We start from the raw sequence: 21354 nt of genomic DNA, 5'->3' as shown, positions 1-21354 counted from the left end.
GAATGTTTTTTAGTAAAAAGCTTTGAGGTATATATGGCATTAAAAAATACACGTGTTGATGAGTATATAGAGAAATCGGCTCCCTTCGCGAAACCCATACTGAAACAGATCAGGAAAATTGTACACAGGGCATGTCCTGATGCTGTTGAAAGCATCAAATGGAGTTTCCCGGTGTTTGATTATAACGGAGGAATTCTCTGCCACATGGCTTCTTTTAAAGAACACTGTTCGTTTGGATTCCGGCTTGGCGGCTCAATGGATGACAAACACGCGATATTCAAAAAAGAAGAATCCGGAGGTATGGGGCTGCTCGGTCAGATTCGCACTTTGAAAGACCTGCCGTCAGAAAAAGTTCTCACCTGGTATATACATGAAGCTATGCGTCTGCATGATGAAGGGGTAAAGATTGTCAGAAAGAAACCTGCTGCTCCGAGGAAGAAACTTGAAACCCCGGACTGGTTTGAAAAAGCGCTCATGAAGAACAAAACCGCCTGGAAAGTATTTGAAGCCGCATCGTACAGTTTCCGCAAGGAGTATATCATGTGGCTCACTGAGGCAAAAACCGATGCAACCAGGCTGAAGCGTCTTGAAACAGCAGTCGGGTGGATTGCCGAGGGGAAAGGGCGCAACTGGAAATATGAAAAGAAGTGAGTGCGGTTTACGTTACTGTTGAAACTTATCTGAACTCTGCCCCTGCGCCTATCAGGTATTTTGTGGTCAGCCCAAAAAGGAAAGTTCCATCTCGGCCGGCTATTGCCCAGACACCGGGGGAAAAGTTTCCTGTTTTGAGAATGCCAGGATAAACATCGGCCATTACGAAATATTCTTTCACCCCGCTGAACACTAACGAGGCGAGAAGGGAGTTGTTTCTGTCCCAGAAAATTCCGGCATGCCATCCTGTTTCTATTGTTCGCTGCTTAAATTCGGTTTCCAGATCAACCAGGTGTTTGGTTTTAAAGCCGATTCCATAAGAAAGCCATTCTTCCTCATTCAGTTTTTCTGAAATGCCGAACAGAGCTCCCATGCCATAGCGGTAGAAAAGCGCGTGATTCTGCCAGAAGGGAAACTCCCACTTCACGGAAAAATACTGGCCGGCATTTACCCGTCCGTTTGGCAGGGTGACTGAGGCCTGAAGCGACCAGTCGGACAGATTCAGTTCATCCGCGAAGAATTCATTCACTGAATCAAAACTGAAGAGCAGAATACCGCCAAGATCAAAGATATATATATCAGAAACTTCATCCACACTGTAGCCCTCAGCCGGACCGGTTTCGATCACTTCATTCAGCAGATGCTGAGACATAACCGTGACAAAGGAAAAAGTTTTCGGCCAGGGGACCCCCTGCTCCCTGTACCATTCTGCCATAGCCGTGTACATCATCCCCCCGCCTATCAGGTGCTGCTGATAGTTGGGAATCCACTGCATATTGTTTTTGGTAAAACTGATCGGGAGAAATTCAGTGCGCAGAAACCTGTTCCAGCCATACACCTCAATCGATTTGATTGGGTGGCCAAGATTGCCGATCACGGTCTTCCACATCTCCCGGTAATTATGGTCCTGAATCCGGTTTGAGACAAGCTGCAGCTGTGCCACGTCATATCCGCCGTTAAAAATGAATGAGACCGGATTAAACAGCGCTTCACTGCCGTAGGGTTTATTTGTATAAAAATAATTTCTCTGGGATGAAATTTCTCCGGTGCAGAGCAGAACAATGACAGCAATTAATAGGTATATTTGAGATGTTCCTGAAAAAATTGCATGCTCGTATAATTTTCTGAAATCCGGTGATGCTGTTGCCGCCGGTGAATCAGAGCATGCATTATGCAAAAGAACGGGGTTTCCCCTCAGCTCTTCTTTTGTATATGAGTGACAAAGAGACAAATAAATCAGGAAATAAATTGAAAATTCAGTCTGAAATATAGGAGAAAAACCATAGGAACACTTTATCTGGTGCCGGTACCAATCGGAAATTATGAGGATATAACCCTCCGGGCACTCTCCGTACTAAAGGCCGCGGACAGAATTGTCTGTGAAGAATATAAAGAAGCAGTCAGACTGCTTGCCCATTACGAAATTAAAAAAGAACTCCTTTCCATCAATGAACATAATGAACGGGAGGAGACGCCCCATCTTATCACCCTGCTTCGCGAGGGGAAAAACATAGCGCTGATATCAGACTGCGGAACCCCGCTGTTCTCTGACCCGGGGCATCATCTCCTTTCCCAGGCCCTTGCTGCCGGAATTCAGATAACCGCGCTCCCCGGTGCCAGTTCTCTGATGCCGGCGCTTTCTGCCTCCGGTCTTCACGCTGAGAAGTTTTATTATTTCGGATGGCTTTCCCCTAAAAAGGAAATAAGAAAAAATGAACTCCTCCGGCTCAAAAAAATCAGGGAAGTAATTGTACTGCTTGATACCCCCTACCGCCTGCAGAGTCTGCTGAGAGACTGCAGTGAGGTCTTCGGAGGTGAGATCAGCGGAGTACTGGCGTATGAAATAAGCAAGCAGGGGGAGCGGTATATACGGATGCCGCTTAAGGAAATGACCGCATCCGCGCAGAGGGATGCTCTTAAAGGTGAGTTTGTTCTCCTTATCGATAACAGAAGAATTCAGAGAGAAGAATATGAAATTAGTAAAGGCCGCTAAACCAGCCGGATTAAAACATATACACCTCAGATGGAAATGCAATCCGAGGATATTTAATTTTACCACAACATCAGACCTTGAACCGGTAGAAGGAATAGTGGGGCAGGAAAAAGCCCTGGCGGCGCTTCAGCTTGGAGTGAAGATGAAAAGCCCCGGTTATAATATCTATATAGCCGGCTTATCAGGAACAGGCAAGGCTTCCACGGTAAAAAAGATTCTTGAAGCCATGGATCCTGATACTTCAGGCGTAAAAGATTATGCGTATGTAAATAATTTTAATGATCCCGACTCCCCCCGGCTTCTGGTATTTGAACCGGGCAGGGCAAAGGAATTCCGCTCTCACATGGAAGCGCTGATTGCATTCCTGCAGGAAAGAATTCCGCAGCTACTTGAAAGTGAGGCATATACTGCCAAGCGCAATGAACTGATTCAGAAATATACACGGATGGAAAATGATATCGTGAATCAGTTTGAAGGCAAGCTGAAGAACGATAATTTTACTCTGGGACATATACAGGTGGAGGGAACCCCGCGGCCTGAAATTATGCCGATTATAAACGAGCAGCCTGTTACCATCTTTCAGCTTGACCAGCTGGTGCAGGAGGGAAAGATGACCCGTGATGCCGCGAATGAAATAGGGGTGAAGTATGATGTTTTTCAGCAGGAGCTGATTGAAGTTTTTAAGAAGGGAATGAAACTGAATCAGGAACTGCGCAAAACCGTGGGCGAACTGGAGCGCAATGAAATCGGTTCCCTTGTTACCGCCGCAATCGGAACACTAAAGGAAAAATATACCAATCAGGTTTTCCTCAGTTATCTTGAAGAAGTGCAGGATTCCATCCTTGCGAATCTGCATATATTCAAGGGACACCGCCCTGAACAGGAACAGCAGCCTGAAATAGCGGCAGAAGATTATTTCCGCGACTATCAGGTAAACATTATTCTTGATAACAGCCAGCAGAAAACCAGTCCCATTATTGTTGAGATTAATCCAACCTATACGAACCTGTTTGGAAGCATCGAAAAAACCCCGGACGGCAGAGGAGGGTGGTATGCTGACTTCACCCGCATCAAAGCCGGTTCGCTGCTTAAAGCAAACGGAGGATTTATCGTCATAAATGTCCATCACCTGTTTGAAGAACCTGGCGTATGGCGCAATCTGAAGAGGATTCTGACGTACAGAAAAATGGAAATCCAGGATTCCTATAATTATTTTCAGCTTGCCCCTTCCATTCTGAAGCCGGAACCGATTGATATTGATGCCAAAGTGATTCTGATAGGAAGTTCGTATATATACTCCCTGCTTTCCGAGATGGAAGACGGATTCAAAAAAACCTTTAAGGTGAAAGCCGAGTTTGACTATGAAGTGGATAAAACCGGCGAGGTGATGATAGAATACGCACGGGTTATCAAGCGGCTGGTAAAGGAGGAGAATCTTTTAGAGTTTGACAAATCAGCCATTGCCTATCTGCTTGAACTTGCCGCGCAGACCGCAGGCAAAAAAGAAAAGCTGACCAGCAGGTTTTCAATACTTTCCGACTTTGCCCGGGAGGCAGACTACTGGGCCCGTGAGGGAAAAAGCCGGGTGGTAAGCGCTAAGTATGTGAAGAAGGCTTATGAGTTTGCCCGTGCCCGTCACGCGCTGTATGAAGAGAAGATGGCAGAGTATATACAGGAGGGCATTATCCTGATTTCAACCTCGGGAGAAAAAGTGGGGCAGATAAACGGCCTGGCGGTTTACGGCAATGAAGTCTTCTCCTTTGGCAAACCGGTGCGTCTGAGCTCAAGTGTATCCATCGGCAACGGCGCTATTGTGAATGTGGAGCGGGAAGCAGGACTGAGCGGAAAGTCTCACGATAAAGGAGTACTCATCATCGCCGGATTTTTCAGGGAGAAGTTCGGTCAGCGCATGCCTCTTTCCTTTGCCGCAACACTGGTGTTTGAACAATCCTACGGAATGATTGACGGCGACAGTGCATCAGCGGCGGAGTTATTCGTCCTGATCTCTGCGCTTTCTCAGATTCCTCTTAATCAGTCCATAGCCGTAACCGGCTCTGTTAATCAGAAGGGGGAGATACAGGCAATCGGCGGTGTAAATCAAAAGATCGAAGGATTCTTTGATCTCTGCAATTCCCGCGGACTCACCAAAGAGCAGGGGGTGCTGATACCGGAGCAGAATATACGCGATCTGATGCTGCGTGATGATATCGTGGAAGCGGTAAAGAAAAAGCAGTTCCATATATATCCGATGAAGACCATTGAGGAGGGGCTCGAAATTCTGACAGGAATAAAAGCAGGCGGACTTCTTAAAAACGGACTTCATGAACCGAACACTATCTATGCTCGGGTGGAAGACCGCTTGAAACATTTTTATGAACTCGGTAAAAATCCGTTCAGAAGAGATGATCATAAAAAGCACCCTCATCCGCCAAAGAAAGAAGAGCCCGCAGCACCGGTAAAAAAGAAACCGGTTAAGAAGAAATGATCGCGGAATTTTAGCCGCAAATTGCACGAATAATCACGAATTTCTTTGCGGCCTTGCGGCTTTGCGCGGGAGTGCGAACGTTTTCAAATTGCTTTGCAAAAGTCCTCATAAATCAATAACTTTGCCGTAACAGTTCGTTTAAACGCCGGCTGTCATCATTTTCATAAACCGGGCACCTCATTAGCGGAGAAAACTTTTTGTCAGGAGAGCTCAGAAATTCAGACCGAACCGCTGCCTTACCCCAGGCAATCCTTCTTCTTGTGCCCTGCCTGTTATCCCCCGGCGGAAATCCATCGTAATCAATTCATCCAAATTCCTCAATGGCAAAAAAAGCAAAAGAAATCACTGAAGAACCATTAGAAAAACGCCTCTGGAAAGCAGCCGACAAGCTCCGTAAAAATATGGATGCTGCCGAATATAAGCATGTGGTGATGGGGCTTATCTTTCTGAAATATATCTCCGATGCCTTCGAGGAGCTTCACACCAAACTGGTTGAAGGCAAGGGAGAGTTCGAAGGGGCAAACCCGGAAGACCGGAATGAGTATATAGCCGAAAAAGTATTTTATGTGCCCCCCTCGGCACGCTGGTCATGGCTGCAGGGGCGGGCAAAACTCCCAACCATAGGCAAGGATATTGACGATGCAATGGATGCCATCGAAAAGGATAACACTTCACTTAAAGGAGTTCTCCCAAAAGTTTTTGCTCAGGAAAAATTAGATAAAGCCAGCGTGGGCGGGCTGATTGACCTTATCAGCACTGCCACACTCGGCACCAGGGAAGCACAAAGCAAGGACCTGCTCGGTAAGGTATATGAATATTTCCTCGGAGAGTTCGCTCTTGCAGAAGGAAAAAAAGGGGGACAGTTTTATACTCCTGAAAGTGTTGTAAAACTTTTAGTAGAAATGCTTGAACCCTTCGAGGGGAGAGTATTTGACCCCTGCTGCGGCAGCGGCGGTATGTTTGTGCAGAGTGAAAAATTCATTAAAGCACATCAGGATCATTACAAAAAGAAAGGGGCTAAAAAACTTTCACTTAACCCCTCCGACCATATCTCCATTTACGGGCAGGAAAGCAATCAGACCACCTGGCGCCTGGCAAAGATGAACCTTGCCATCAGGGGGATTGACAGCAGCAATGTAAAATGGAATAACGAGGGAAGTTTTCTGAACAATGCCCATAAGGATTTGAAAGCTGACTACATTATAGCCAACCCCCCGTTTAATGACAGCGACTGGAGCGGAGAGCTTCTGCAAAAAGATGCCCGCTGGGTTCACGGCACTCCTCCGGCAGGTAACGCAAACTATGCATGGATACAGCATTTTCTTTATCACCTTGCGCCAAACGGCAGGGCAGGGTTTGTCCTTTCCAAGGGCTCGCTTACCAGTAATAGCAGCGGTGAAGATGTAATCAGGAGAGCATTAGTGGATGCCGGGCTGGTTGAATGTATTGTGAACCTGCCGACCAAACTTTTTTTGAATACTCAGATACCCGCCTGTCTCTGGTTTTTAAGCCGTAAAGAAACCGGCAAAAACGGAGGCAGAAAAGGTGAAATACTTTTTATAGACGCGCGCAATCTGGGAGTGCTCATCAACCGGAAAAACAGGATATTAACCGATGATGATATCTCCAGAATTGCCGGAACCTATCACGCCTGGCGAGGTACTGATGATGCCGGCTATCAGGATGTGCAGGGCTTCTGCAAAAGCGCAAAGCCGGAAGAAGTAAAAGTCCTGAACTATGCCCTGACCCCCGGCAGATATGTCGGTCTGGCTGATGAGGAAGATGACTTTAACTTTGCCGAACGGTTTACCTCACTGAAAGACGAACTCGAAAAACAGATGGCTGAGGAGGCAGAGCTGAATAAGAGAATAATGAATAATCTGAAAAGAATAACCATTGAATCTGTCGCAAAATGAACCTGATATGGTAATTAGGCAGCAGGCTGCTGCCCAAATTATTTGTTCTAAAACTACCACTGTATTTGTGCAACAGGTTGTTGCACAAATTGCGGATGATATAATAAATAACAGTATTTAATTAAGGAGTGGAGTTTCAGAAAGAGTGATGGAGCGAATCGAAAAAACTAACAAAACCAGACCTGCACCTGAAAGAACTTTGGTTGCCGGCTTACTTGATGAAATGAAATTCTCACGCGGAGAACTTATCCTTAGAACAACAGAAAATAAAAGGATTGTTGTAAAAGTTTCTGAATCAAAGTTTCAGGAGATGAAGGAATTTTTTGGTGAGGTATTAATAATTATCGGTGTCGCTTATTTTACGCCAGGTGGCAATTTATCGTATGTAAAAATGGAGAATTTTGGTGTTGAGGATAAGTCCTCAAAGTTTTTTTCCGCAGTACCCGAGAACTTAACGATGAAGCACCAAATACTCCGCCAGCTCAGAGAGGGTAAAAAGCCAAACCCGATTGATGACATTTTTGGCAAATGGCCCGGACAGGAAACAGATGAAGAGTTTGAAAAAATGTTAAAAGATCTTGACTAATGAATAGCAATCCGATTTTATTGTATACAGATTTAATAAAATTAATTGATGCGTATGTTTAAGGAAAAAAAACTTAAGCATATAGGATGTTCATTTTTGTCGGGATTTGCATTTAAAAGTGCAGATTATGTCATTGAAGGCGTTCCATTAATAAAAATTGGAAACATTCAAAATAAACGTGTATCAATTGAATCAAGTGTGAATTATTTACCAAAAGAAATTATTACTGATAGAATTTCTAAATTTCTGCTTGAAGATAATGATGTACTTATTGCTATGACAGGACAAGGAAGTGTTGGAAGAGTAGGTCGGATAAATCTCAAAAATGATGAATATGCTTTGTTAAATCAACGTGTTGGTAAATTCATTTGTGATGAGATAAATTTAAACATTGATTATCTTTTCTATGTATTAACCTCAGACAAATATCAAGATGCTTTATTCAATGCAGGATCTGGGAGTGGCCAACCAAATTTAAGTCCTGAGCAAATATTAGATTTTGAAATTCCAACACCAAATTATTCCGAACAAACCGCCATTGCCGAAGTACTCAGCAGCTTAGACAACAAAATAGACCTGCTGCACCGCCAGAACAAAACCCTTGAGCAAATAGCCGAAACCCTCTTCCGGCAGTGGTTTGTGGAAGAGGATAGCAAACCAAGTATTCTTGGAGATCTTGCAAAAGTTTCTACTGGTAAAGGTTTGAAAAGAGATCAACTTATTCAAAATGGGACCTACCCGGTAATTGGTGCCAATGGGGAAATTGGTAGGACGAATAATTTTCTAACCGAAGGAAAACTAATTATAACTGGAAGAGTAGGTACCTTAGGTGAAGTCAAAATATCTCAGGGTCAGGTTTGGATCTCTGATAATGTTCTTATAATAAAACCATTGAAACCAGAATACTTTTACCCAATATATTTTGCATTGAAAGATTTTGACTTCGAAAATATAAATGCTGGTAGTACCCAACCACTCGTTACGCAAACAGATCTAAAATTGATAGATATTAATATAGGTGATTCATCTTTGAGGGAAAAATTTGAATTACAATGTGTAAATATCTTTTCGAAAATCGATTCAAATAATCAACAAATCAACACCCTCACTCAACTTAGAGACACTTTACTGCCAAAGTTGATGAGTGGGGAGGTGAGGTTAGAAAACAATCTTTATAGTAGGAAGTAAAGAACATGGAAACGAATTCAAAGATAAAAATTTTTATCAGTTATTCGCACGCAAATGACAATTATTTAGATGAATTTCTGTTGCACTTAAAGCAATTAGAAAAAAGTCAGAATGTTGAGGTATGGTGCGATAGACAAATAAAGGCTGGCGAAATATTTATTAATGTAATTAAAGAAAACATAAACACCGCAGATATATTATGTTGTCTTGTTTCAAAGGAATATTTAGCATCAAATACTTGTAACGAAGAGAAAAATATAGGAATGGAATTAGAAATACAAACAGGAATAAAAGTAGTTCCAATTATTCTTACAAATTGTGCATGGCAAGATGATGAGTACTTTAGAAAAACATTAGCAATTCCTAAAGATGGAAAACCTGTTTGTGAATTTTCTCCAGACGATGCAGGATGGATGGATGTTTATGAAAAAATAAAAAACTTGATTGAGGACCGCAAGAAGCTATGCTCAATAAAAATAAAACAAGAATTCTTAAGTAAATTAACTGAGGTTGGATTTTTAATTAGTAAATCTTCTGCATACGGAGACTCAAAAATTGATGATATATTTGTATATCCTGAGCTAAATGAATACAATGACCAATATGATAGATTAAAAAATATTTCTTCTGAGGTAATTATTAATCATTTCAATGAATACAACAGATCAATAATAGCGGGGGAAAGCCAATCAGGGAAATCAACTTTTGCAAAAGTTCTGTTTGTTAAACTATTTGAAAAAAAGTATTTCCCGATTTTTATTGTTGGCGAACGAAAAAAATTTAAGGGATCACTACAGTCAAATATTAAAAGAGCTTTGTTAGAGCAATATGAAAATTTTGATTTGACAATAATACCGGAGAGTAGATTGGTGATTATTGTTGACGATTTCCATATTTTTGCTGATTCAAAAAAATATATGAACGAATTGCAAGATTATCAAAATCAAATATTAATTGTCGATGATATTTTTAAGTTCAACAAAACATTTGTTATTGGTAAATCTCCCTACAGATCGTTTAAAATTAGGGAATTTAAGGCTTCGCTACGAGATGAACTAATTCAGAAATTGATTTCGCGTAATGGCTATGTTGGTTCTGAAAATCACGAAACGAGGGAAAGGTACGAAATTCTCGACGAACTTACTGAGAAAATAGATAGTGCATTAGGAAAGATTATTGATAATGGAATTATGCCCGCCTATCCATTTTTTATTCTCTCAATAGCCAATATATCCCTGTCAATTGAAAAACCGTTAGATCAAGAAATAACATCCCAAGGTAATTGTTATCAGGCTTTAATCTATTTGGCACTGCATGGTAATGTGCTAAGTGAGAATATTGATACTTATTTAAATTTGCTTACCGAATTCTCCTATTTCCTTTATAAAAATAGGTTAACAAAATGTACCGAGGATGAGTTGGGAGAGTTTTTTAATGAATACAAAGTGAAATTTAACCTCCATATAGAATATCGAGAATTAATGAGAAACTTGTACTCGTCTCGTATATTGTGCGAGGATAGTTTTGGAAACATTTCATTTACTTATAGATACATTCAGTATTATTTTATCGGAAAATATCTTGCGGAACATTTATCCGAGTGTAAAGAAGTTATTAAGGATATTATTACAAACTTAAACAACAACGAATCAGCCTATATTGCTATATTTATTAGTCATCACACAAAAAACGAGGCATTATTAAAAGAGTTGCTGAATAATGCTAAATCTTTATTTATGAAATATGAATTGGCAACCCTAAAAAGAGAAGATTTTGGTTCGTTTGACCGTGAATTCAATGGTTTAATCAGAGACAATAAGGAAAGGCTATTTTCGGAACCTGATACGAATAGAAAGAAAATATTGGAAGTTAAGGACTCTGAAGAAGAAAGAATAATAAATGAAGATGGTGAATATTCTGATACTGATAATTTAGAAGTGGAAATTAGTAATTTTAATGATGAGCTAAGAAGAAGTATAAAGTCTGTTGAGGTGATGGGGCTTATTTTGAAGAATAGAGCGGGTTCATTAGAAAGAAATTGGATAAAAGAAATTTATAAAGAAGCTTTATCTGTTTACCTTAGAATTTTAAGATCGCTATTCGAGTTGATTAAAGAACCTGAATCGCAATCGAATATAATTGATTACCTATCGGTGCGTATTTCTTCTTCCTTGGCTGATAAACACTCCTCATTAGATCATGATAAAATATTGGATTTTGCTAAAAGAATATTCTGGAATCTCAATTTCTATATTGTTTTAAGTTATATCGATCATATAATATCTGCATTAGGATCAAAGAAACTAATTAAGATCATCCTTGAAATTTCTGAAGAAATTGATACCCCCATAGCCGAACTTGTTTACTTAGGCTCAACGTTGAAATATGGAAAATTTATTAGCGAAAGGGATATTAAGAAATTTATGAATGGAAAGGGTACATCTGAGATGTCTAAAAAAATTCTACGTCATATTTATATAAATTATGTTTCGTTACATGAAGTTACATTTCAGGACAAGCAGAAGTACAGTCACCTATTAGGAATTTCACCCAAATAAAATATAATTTGAAATTAATCTGAAATTTGTACGCTTAGAATTATAGTTTAATAATGTAAAATACATTCTATTGGCAAAAGAATAGCTAATACCTATTGATTGAGAGATTCGAACAAAATCCGGCTTTATGTTTTAATACGTAGTAAGTGGCAGATATTTTTTATACGGAAATAAAATGAAACCCATCACCGAAAATATCATAGAACACTCAGCAATTGAGATATTGCAGGAGCTGGGGTGGGGCTATGTTCCCGGTAAGGATATTTCTCCGGAAGGTTTGTTTTGTGAACGGGAAAGTTTCAGCGAAATAGTGTTAGTGAACCGGCTCAGGGAGGCAGTAGCGCGGATAAATCCTGATATTCCGGTAAATGCTCAGGAAGCTGCTGTGCAAAAGGTTCTGCGTATCAGTTCTCCCGATCTACTGCATAACAATGAAGAGTTCCACCGTATGCTGGTTGAAAAGGTGAAGATACCTTATCAGCAAAACGGTTATGAGCGGAGTTATGAGGTTGCGCTTATTGATTTTAGGAATCCCGGAGCAAACCAGTTCCTTGCGGTAAACCAATATACCATCATGGAAAACAACCAGCATAAGAGACCTGATATACTCCTCTTTGTAAACGGTCTTCCTCTGGTGGTTATCGAACTGAAAAACGCTGCTGATGAAAATGCTGATATACAAAGTGCATTTCAGCAGATACAGACCTATAAATCTGCAATCCCCGGCTTGTTTATTTATAATGCAGTTTGTGTAATATCAGACGGACTTGAATGCAGAGCGGGGAGTGTTTCCGCAGACATGAGCCGTTACATGACCTGGAAAACCGTTGACGGTGTTAAGGAGGCCTCACGGTTTAAGCCGCAGATTGAAACACTTTTTAAGGGAATGCTTAAACCCGCTACCCTGCTAGACCTTGTGCGTAATTTTATCGTCTTTGAAAAATCAAAGCGGGAAGATTCTGCCACCGGGCTGATACAGATTCAGACACAAAAAAAACTTGCCGCGTATCATCAGTATTATGCAGTGAACAAGGCAGTCATCTCAACCATCGGTGCCTCAGGTGAACGGGGTGACAAACGGGGCGGAGTGGTATGGCACACACAGGGCTCAGGCAAAAGTCTGAGTATGGTTTTTTACTCCGGCAAACTGATTACTTCCCCGGAGATGCGAAACCCAACCATTGTGGTAATAACCGACCGCAATGATCTTGATGATCAGTTGTTTGATACCTTTGCTGCTTCGGTGCAGTTGCTCAGGCAGGAACCTGTGCAGGCAGAGAGCAGAGACCACCTGAAAGAACTGCTTAAAGTTGCAAGCGGCGGTATTGTGTTTACCACCATTCAGAAATTTCTTCCTGATGATTCTTCCCGGCTCAGATTTCCGCAGCTTTCAGACCGCAGGAATATTGTGGTAATAGCTGATGAAGCTCACCGCACGCAATATGGCTTTGAAGCAAAACTGATTAATACCAAAGACAGCCAAAGCAAAGAAGTTATCGGCAAGCAGATTGCATACGGCTTTGCAAAATATATGCGGGATGCACTTCCGGAGGCAACTTATATCGGCTTTACAGGCACACCCATTGAGGGGACTGATGTAAACACTCCGCAGGTGTTCGGCAGTTATATAGACCGCTACGATATTAAAGACGCCGTTGATGACGGAGCAACGGTTCGTATATTTTATGAAAGCCGACTGGCAAAAGTTAATCTTGATGATGAGGGAAAACGGCTGATTGAGGAGTTTGACAAAGAACTTGAGCAGGATGAAGAAGTAACCAACCGTCAGCGCGCCAAAGCAAAGTGGACAAAACTTGAGGCAATTGTGGGGCACAGCGAGCGGGTAAAAAATCTTGCGCGGGATATTGTAACCCACTTTGAAAAACGGCAGCAGGTCTTTGACGGCAAAGGAATGATTGTAGCCATGAGCCGCCGGATTGCGGTTGATATATATAATGAAATCATCGCCCTCAGACCAGGGTGGCACCATGATGACCTGAACCGCGGTGTAATTAAGGTAGTAATGACCGCGAGCAGTTCTGATGGTCCGGAGATAGCAAAGCATCATACCACCAAACAGCAGAGGCGGGATTTATCAGAACGAATGAAAGACCCCGCTGATGAAATGAAGCTGGTGATTGTGCGTGATATGTGGCTGACCGGTTTTGATGCCCCCTGCCTGAACACCATGTATATAGACAAACCGATGCGGGGGCATAACCTGATGCAGGCAATTGCACGGGTGAATAGGGTCTTTAAGGATAAACCTGGCGGTCTGATTGTTGACTATCTCGGTATTGCCATTGACCTTAAAAAAGCACTCTCCTTTTACGGTGAGGCCGGAGGCAAAGGAGACCCGGCAGAAAACATCCAGCGGGCGTATGAGGTCTTCAGGGAAAAGATTGAAGTAATACGGCAGATGTTTAATGAATCAAGTGCAACCAAAGAGGATATACTGGTTGAAGAACCTGAAGCATATTATCCCGCAAGTGCGGGGTTTAATTACCGCAGATTTTTTGACGCAGAGCCGCAGGAAAAACTTTCCATAGTTCTTCAGGCGGAGGAACATATACTCGGGCTCAAGGATGGCAAGGAGCGGTTCATCCGTGAGGTAACGATGATGAGTCTGTCTCTTTCCTTATGTATCACCAGAGAAGAAGTGCAGCCGTTTTTAGCCGAAGCCGCATTTTTTCAGGCGGTTAAAGCACGGCTGGCAAAGTTTGATGCTCCGGCTGCAGGAGGTAAATCCAGTCTGCAGATTGAAACCGCCATCCGGCAGATTGTTGATGAAGCCCTCAGCAGTGATACCGTGGTTGATATCTTTGATGCTGCCGGAATTGATAAACCGGATATATCAGGTCTTGAAATTCTTTCAGATGAATTTCTTGAAGAAGTTGTGGGAATGCAGCATAAGAATCTGGCTATAGAACTCCTGAAAAAAATTCTTAATGACGAACTTAAAATCAGGTCGAAAACTAATCTGGTTAAAAGTAAAAAACTGCTTGAGATGCTTGAGACTGCAATTAAGAAATATCAGAATAATCTGCTCACCACGGCAGAGATTATCGAAGAACTGATCCGTATTGCAAAGCAGATTAAGGAAGATGACAAAGAAGGGGAACGCCTCGGGCTGAATACTGATGAAGTGGCATTTTATAATGCGCTTGAAGTGAATGACAGTGCAGTTCAGGTGCTGGGAGATGAGACCTTAAAAATTATTGCAAGGGAGATTGCCGACAAAGTCCGCGCTAATGCCACCATTGACTGGACCATCCGTGAAAGCGCGCGGGCTAAACTAATGGTTCTGGTCAGGCGCACCCTCACTAAATATGGCTACCCTCCTGACAAACAAAAACAGGCAATTGAAACCGTCCTTAAACAGGCGGAACTTCTGGCTGACAGCATAGCAGCGTAACAATGATCACGGATCAAACGGATTAAAGGATTTCGCGGAAACATTGTGGCCTTGCGCGGGTTTTGGTATCCGGTTAAATATGTAAAAATAAGCGATATTTTTTCTCGTTTTCCCCTTAATCTGTCAAAAATGTCAAAATAAGACCCTTGTCTGGGGGCTTATTTTGACAAAAATGTAAGAATAAGGGGATTTTTATAGTTTTTATAGGCTTATTTTGCACCGAATTACCATATTATTCCCAAACTCTTTGCGGCCTGGCGTCTTTGCGCGGTCTTTTCTGGATCTATTACATTCTCAAATCATGTAAAATATGGGTGAAAAATCTCAGGTTTCCCCCTTAATCTGCTAAAAATGTCAAAATAAGGCTGTATATTAGGGTCTTATTTTAACAAAAATGACAGAATAAACCCAAATGACAGCAAATTCTTATACTATTCCGACAGAAAAGATCATAGAGCGGCTGGTATCTGAAAACCCCTGGTGGAAGTCAAAATCCATTGATGACTCTCTGAACAGAATGAAAAGACGGCTCTACTTTGATCTGATCTTTCCGCAGATTAAGGATATTTCGCTGAGGAGAACTATTCTGCTTATGGGGCCGCGCCGCGTTGGCAAAACCGTGATGCTGTATCATGCCATCCAGGAATTGATAAAGAAAAACGCTGCGCCGGATTCCATTTTTTTTGTTGGGATTGATAACCCGCTTTACATCAATATGGGTCTTGAAGAACTTCTGCATCTGGCGGTAAAGGCCTCCGGCAGAGAGCGGATGGAAGGCAATTATGTATTTTTTGATGAGATTCAGTATCTGAAAGACTGGGAGCGTCATCTGAAAGTGCTGACTGACAGATATCCCAAAACGAAGTTCGTGGTATCCGGATCGGCTGCTGCTGCATTACGTTTACGAAGCACGGAAAGCGGAGCAGGGCGTTTTCATGATTTCATCCTGCCTCCACTTACCTTTCAGGAGTTTCTCTACCTGAGAGATATGGAACATCTGGTGCAGCCAACGGAGATCCTCTCTGAAGGGAAAAAGATTCCCTTTTATAAGAGCTTTGATATAAAGGCACTCAATGAGCAGTTCTTCAGATATATAAACTATGGCGGGTATCCTGAGATTCTCTTTGATACAACCGTACGCAATGATTTGCCGGAATACATTAAAAACGATATCATTGACAAGGTGCTCCTGCGGGACCTGCCCGGTATATATGGCATCAGGGATGTTCAGGAGTTAAACCGGTTCTTTACCTATCTTGCTTACAATACCGGAAAGGAATTTTCGCCCCAGACCATAGCAAAGGACAGCGGTCTGAAAACCGAGGTGATAAAAAGATATATAGAATATCTTGAAGCTGCATTTTTAATAAATGTGGTAACAAAGGTTGATGAGAATGCCCGTTACTTTAAGCGGATTACCGGATTTAAGGTATATTTAACCAATTCATCGCTTCGCACAGCTCTTTTTGCACCTGTTGCAGCATCTGATGATGAGTCGGGGAGTATGGTTGAAACTGCTATTTACTCCCAGTGGATGCACCGGGGGCACAGCCGTCTCCATTATGCAAAATGGAAAACCGGAAGAAAAGAGGGTGAGGTTGATATGGTTCAGCTTCATGCAGGAAAACTGAAGCCGGAATGGGCTCTTGAGATTAAATGGAGCAACCGTTATGTTGAAAAACCGCATGAGTTGAAGAGTCTCCTTTCATTCTGCAGTCAAAACAAACTCTCTGCGGCAACCATAACCACCATAGATAAGCAGACTCAGATTGTTCATGACGGGATTGAACTCAATTTCCTTCCTGCATCACTTTATGCGTATGCTGCCGGTGTTGACAGCTAAATAATCGGATAACAGGATTACACAGACTGCGCGTCACAAATTACACGAATGGAGACAAACTCTTTGAGACTTGGCTTCTTTGTGCGAGCTTTGCGGCACCGAAATCATGCAAAATAAGGGTAAAAAATCTCAGATTTCCCCCTTAATCTGCTAAAAATGTCAAAATAAGACCCATGCCATGGGGCTTATTTTGACAAAAATGTAAAAATAAGGGGGAATTGGGCTCTCTTACCCCCTTATTTCAACATGAATTGTATTAATTATACAGCTTTTTTTGTGCGCTGTCTTTTTGCGCGGGCATAGTAATCAGAGCCGTTCTTTCTCAGAAATGGATGTGAAGAAGCGGTTTTATTTGTATTTTAAAGCATAAACTTCAGAAAAGAAATTATCACTCACTACAGGATATAAACATGATAAAAAAATTACTATTCATTCTGATACTAGCAGCAGTAAAACTCTCTGCGCAATATACCACACCGAATACCGGCGTTAACTGGAATCTGGACAGCTTAAAACAATATGCCCCATCGGTGGTAACCGGCACATTTCCTGATTATACGGTTTCTGCAAATGTAATCATAGCAGCAAATGACCGGGTGATGGTGCTTCCCGGAACTAAAGTGACTTTTACCGCAACAACAGCAGGTTTTGAAGTAAACGGTACTCTTAAAGTTCTGGGCACGGTTAGTGACTCAGTATATCTTCGCTCACAAACGGAAGACTCACTCGGCGCCTGGGTCGGGCTTCTGTTCAACGACACCGCGGTTGATACTGCATGCGAAGTACATTATGCAAATATCATGTTTGCAACAAACGGCTTCCGTGCTATTAATGCATCGCCAAATCTTTATAACTCAACTTTATATAAAAACAGAGTTGGTGTACGTTTTACCGGTGCAAACTCAATTGTTTCCGGCAACCGGATTGAACGCAGTTTTGAGTATGGCATTATTATGACGCTTACCTCAAGTCCGCAGATACTCAATAATATCATTAAAGACAATAATACCCAGAACACATCCGCTAAGAATCAGGTGAGCATTGGTCTGCAGGGGAATAATTCCCCCGTGATAACAGGCAACACGATTTCAGGCGGCTGGAGCATCCGCACCGGCGGTATCAGTTTATGGGTAAGCGGATCCGGAGCGTTTTCAAATGCCGTAATTGAAAACAACACGATATTTAACAACAGTTTTGGCATCACTCTGTATGCAACCAGCGGCGGAGCGATAAACGCCCTGGTCAGAAACAATACGATATATAACAATAAGATCAATCCGGATGTAAACGTTTCCGGCAGCGGCATCAATGTAAACGGAACCACGCTTAATACGCCGGTTATTACGAAGAATACCATTTACGGAAACTGGTGGGGTATAACCATTCAGAACGGTACCACGGTTCAGGCAGGCCCTTCGCCGAACCTGGGCAATCTGACAAACGCTGATACTACCGATGACGGAAGAAATTATATATATAATAATATTCAGCCGACCGGAACCTTTGACCTGTTCAATAACTGCACAAATGATATTATGGCGCAGAACAATGACTGGGGAGTTTACGACTCCGCGGCTATTGACAGCCATATTTATCATAAAACTGACAATGCTAATCATGGTTCAGTATTCTTCATGCCGTTTTATGATCCTTCAACCATACCGGTTGAGCTGGTTTCTTTCGGATATACAAAAACCGCATCAGGACTCCGTGTCATCTGGTCAACGGCAACGGAAACCAATAACCGGGGATTTGAACTGCTGGCAACAATCAGAGGCGGGGAGGAAACACGTATTTTTATTGAAGGTGCCGGCACTTCCACAGAAACCCGGAATTATGAGGCAACCCTGCCGCTTGTTCAGTCAGGCACATATGCAATTTTTCTCCGGCAGGTTGATCTGGACGGAACGGTCAATTTGCTGAAAGAAACTGAAGCAGAGTTCACTCTGCAGACCGGCGGGTTTGCACTGCACGGGAATTATCCGAATCCGTTTAATCCTGAGACACAGATACGGTTTGAACTTGGAGAGAGAGCCCGGGTTACCCTGAAATTCTTTACGGTTTCAGGTGAACTTGCAGCGGAGCTGCAGCAGGGTGTGATGGAAGCCGGTGTATATACCGTTCCTTTTAATCCGGCGCAGTTCGGGCTTCCGACCGGAGTTTATTTCTGTGAACTGACCGCCGGCAGTTTCCGCGGAGTTCAGAAAATGGTCTATCTGAGATAATCAGATAATCCGGAGGAACCACCCCGTTCCGAATTTAAGCCAGAGCCCCGGAAATCTTTGATTTCCGGGGCGGTCTGGTAATCTCTATTTAATATAAATGTGCTACTTTTGCACTGTGAATTGTTAAACAAGGAAGAAGTTGTTAACCCGATTTTTTACCAGAACCGGATCGATCACGATCAACCTCTTTTCAGAGATTGGTCAGGTGTTTCAGTTATTGTTCGGCATCTTCAGGAGTTTTATCCATATCCCGAGGAGCAGAAAACTTGTTATCTACCAGATGGAACATATCGGAGTGAACTCCCTGCCTCTGGTGCTGATTATTGCGGTTTTTACCGGGGCGGTTGCTGCCTGGCAGGCGGCGTATCAGCTTAAGGGAATTGCACCTATCTCATTCCTCGGCGGTGCGACCAGCCGAGCTATTATCACGGAGCTTGCTCCGGTACTCACGGGAATTATCATTGCCGGCCGTGTTGGTGCATCCATTGCGGCGGAACTTGGTACTATGAAAGTAACCGAACAGATTGACGCTCTTGAAACCATGGCCATCAGTCCGGTCCGGTATCTTGCTATGCCCCGGTTTGTTGCCTCTGTTATAATGATGCCTCTTATTGCAATATTCGCGAATGTGATAGCAGTGGTGGGCGCCTATTTTGTGGCAGACTACTTCCTCGGTGTATCCCCTGCAGTCTTCTTTACCTCGGTCAAGCGTTATTTTAGTATGTACGATTTTATGTCGGGGTTAATCAAGACGGTATTTTTTGGCGGGGTCACATCTCTGATCGGATGCCACATCGGACTGAGGACGGACGGCGGTGCAGAAGGGGTAGGCCTTGCAACCATCCGTTCATTTGTGCTTTCCGCAGCGCTGATTCTTATTCTGGACTACGTCCTCTGGATGCTGATATTCTGACCGATATATATAACTTACACTGCGGTTTCGTTTAATAATTCCAGCAGCTTTTGTTTGTCTATCGGCTTTCCGATAAAATGGGTGCACCCTCCGCTAAGAAATTGTTCTTTTTCGTTGGGCATGGCAAATGCTGTGGTGGCTATAACGGGAACAGCTTCATATCCGGAAAGTGACCGTATCTGCTGCGCGGTTTCAAGACCGTTCAGCCCCCCTCCCAGATTGATATCCATCAGTACCGCCGAATAAAAATTTTCTGCTGCAGTCTGAATGGCGGTTTCACCGTCATGAACGATAGTCAGTTCGTATGAACCCTTGAGGAACCACTTCAGCACTTCCGCGTTTGATATATCGTTTTCAACAATCAGAATCTTTTTCATATATATCAGATTTTTTTTATGATGTCAGTGACCCGGTCAATTTCCTCACGGGTGTTGTAAAAATGGGGGGAAAAGCGGATCATCCCCTCCCGGAGGGAGCAGACAATATCTTCTTTTTTAAGTTCAGTGAAAATCAGTTTGGCTTTATCCGTTTTGAAGCTTACAATTCCGGAGCGGTGTTTGTCAGGAAAGGAGGCCGCTGGGAGTTTGTAACCTAAGCCGGTAAGCTGTTCAGTGAAATACGCGGTATTGGCAAGAATTTTTTCCTCGATGTACTTATGTCCAGCCTGCTCAAAAAGGGAAAGAGCTCCGGAAAGTCCTGCCACGCCAATAACGCTGAATGATCCGTTCTGGAAGGCATCCGCAGTTTTCTTCAGGACGAAATCGTAGTTCAGCAGCTCCCAGGTATTTTCAACGGACATCCATCCCACATATTTCGGCTGAAGCGTTTCCTGCAGTCGGTCGGATATATACACAAAAGCCAGCCCCATGAGTCCCATCATCCATTTCTGGGTACCGCAGGCCAGAAAGTCAATATGGCAGGCATGTACGTCCAGCTGAAGCGCCCCGACCCCCTGTATGCCGTCCACGCAGAAGATGATGTTGTTGCGGGAGCAATAGTCGCCTATCATCGCCAGATCAGCCCGGTACCCGCTCAGGAACTGAACATAGCTGATGGAGACCAGCCGGGTTTTTGGTGTTATGCTGCTGATAATATCCTCTGCTGATACAACGCCGTCTTTTGATTTTACGAAATCAACTTCAACCCCCTGGCTCCTGAGGTTCATGAAGGGATAGACATTTGAGGGGAATTCGATATCGTTAAGGATAATCCGGTCACCGTTTTTCCACTGAATACCCTGAGCCAGGATATTAAGCCCGTTCGAGGTATTATCCACAAACGCTATCCGGTCGGGGGTGGTATGTACCAGTGACGCGATATTTTCCTTAACTGCTGCGGTGGTCTGCATCACCTGCTCGTAATTTTCTATATCTGTTACGCTTCTCATTTTAAGGTAATCTTCCACACGGTCGGTAACCTCGGTGGAAAGGGGACTGATCGAAGCGTGGTTAAAATAGATTTTTCCGCTCTGCAGATAGGGGAAATATTTCCGGAAAATTTCTAAAGTATCAGGGTTTTGCATGTATAAAGAGTTAAAACTGTCCGGTGAATATAAACAGAAGAGGGAAATTTACCAGAGAT

Annotated in this window: 14 protein-coding genes; 11 read left to right on the top strand and 3 right to left on the bottom strand. The window is 42.8% G+C overall.

All coding sequences use genetic code 11. The features are described 5' to 3' along the window. Positions 1 to 33 precede the first annotated feature (33 nt). Positions 34 to 651: a YdeI/OmpD-associated family protein gene (locus tag HRU80_14815; protein ID QOJ30070.1), complete on the top strand. Its 618-nt coding sequence runs from the start codon at positions 34 to 36 to the stop codon at positions 649 to 651. Between the two features lie 25 nt (positions 652 to 676). Here the strand turns inward: HRU80_14815 and HRU80_14810 are convergent, their stop codons facing one another. Continuing rightward, complete coding sequence (locus HRU80_14810) at positions 677 to 1882, bottom strand: hypothetical protein (protein ID QOJ30069.1); 1206 nt, start codon at positions 1880 to 1882, stop codon at positions 677 to 679. Between the two features lie 51 nt (positions 1883 to 1933). Between HRU80_14810 and rsmI the strand changes: the two genes are divergently transcribed. The 10 genes from rsmI (at position 1934) to HRU80_14760 (ending at position 19773) form a co-directional block, all read left to right on the top strand. Continuing rightward, a complete protein-coding gene (rsmI, locus tag HRU80_14805) occupies positions 1934 to 2644 on the top strand; it encodes a 16S rRNA (cytidine(1402)-2'-O)-methyltransferase (GenBank protein ID QOJ30571.1) in 711 nt (236 codons plus the stop codon). Further along, entirely contained in the window at positions 2622 to 5129 is a 2508-nt protein-coding gene (locus tag HRU80_14800) for an AAA family ATPase (GenBank protein ID QOJ30068.1), read from the top strand. The genes rsmI and HRU80_14800 overlap by 23 nt, the downstream gene beginning before the upstream one ends. 320 nt (positions 5130 to 5449) lie before the next feature. Continuing rightward, positions 5450 to 7045, top strand: coding sequence for an SAM-dependent DNA methyltransferase (locus HRU80_14795; GenBank protein QOJ30067.1), 1596 nt, complete (start codon positions 5450 to 5452; stop codon positions 7043 to 7045). A gap of 148 nt (positions 7046 to 7193) precedes the next feature. Beyond that, on the top strand, positions 7194 to 7631 hold the full coding sequence (locus HRU80_14790) for a hypothetical protein (GenBank protein ID QOJ30066.1): 438 nt from the start codon (positions 7194 to 7196) through the stop codon (positions 7629 to 7631). Positions 7632 to 7685: 54 nt separating this feature from the next. Continuing rightward, positions 7686 to 8819, top strand: coding sequence for a restriction endonuclease subunit S (locus tag HRU80_14785; protein ID QOJ30065.1), 1134 nt, complete (start codon positions 7686 to 7688; stop codon positions 8817 to 8819). Positions 8820 to 8824: 5 nt separating this feature from the next. Then, complete coding sequence (locus tag HRU80_14780; protein QOJ30064.1) at positions 8825 to 11377, top strand: TIR domain-containing protein; 2553 nt, start codon at positions 8825 to 8827, stop codon at positions 11375 to 11377. 175 nt (positions 11378 to 11552) lie between these two features. Continuing rightward, entirely contained in the window at positions 11553 to 14792 is a 3240-nt protein-coding gene (locus HRU80_14775) for a type I restriction endonuclease subunit R (protein ID QOJ30063.1), read from the top strand. A gap of 412 nt (positions 14793 to 15204) precedes the next feature. Then, a complete protein-coding gene (locus tag HRU80_14770; GenBank protein ID QOJ30062.1) occupies positions 15205 to 16635 on the top strand; it encodes an ATP-binding protein in 1431 nt (476 codons plus the stop codon). Positions 16636 to 17045: 410 nt separating this feature from the next. After that, on the top strand, positions 17046 to 18860 hold the full coding sequence (locus tag HRU80_14765) for a right-handed parallel beta-helix repeat-containing protein (GenBank protein QOJ30061.1): 1815 nt from the start codon (positions 17046 to 17048) through the stop codon (positions 18858 to 18860). Positions 18861 to 19032: 172 nt separating this feature from the next. Continuing rightward, a complete protein-coding gene (locus tag HRU80_14760; protein QOJ30570.1) occupies positions 19033 to 19773 on the top strand; it encodes an ABC transporter permease in 741 nt (246 codons plus the stop codon). Positions 19774 to 19787: 14 nt separating this feature from the next. Here HRU80_14760 and HRU80_14755 read toward each other — a convergent pair whose 3' ends face one another. Both HRU80_14755 and HRU80_14750 read right to left on the bottom strand, forming a co-directional pair. After that, a complete protein-coding gene (locus HRU80_14755) occupies positions 19788 to 20150 on the bottom strand; it encodes a response regulator (protein ID QOJ30060.1) in 363 nt (120 codons plus the stop codon). A 5-nt stretch (positions 20151 to 20155) separates the two neighbouring features. Beyond that, a complete protein-coding gene (locus HRU80_14750; GenBank protein ID QOJ30059.1) occupies positions 20156 to 21295 on the bottom strand; it encodes an aminotransferase class V-fold PLP-dependent enzyme in 1140 nt (379 codons plus the stop codon). Positions 21296 to 21354: the final 59 nt, after the last annotated feature.

The sequence above is a fragment of the Ignavibacteriales bacterium genome (genome assembly GCA_015709675.1).
Classification (GTDB): domain Bacteria; phylum Bacteroidota; class Ignavibacteria; order Ignavibacteriales; family Ignavibacteriaceae; genus H2-BAC3.
Note: the sequence above shows the minus strand (reverse complement) of the source record. Positions and strands in the feature narration are given on the sequence as shown.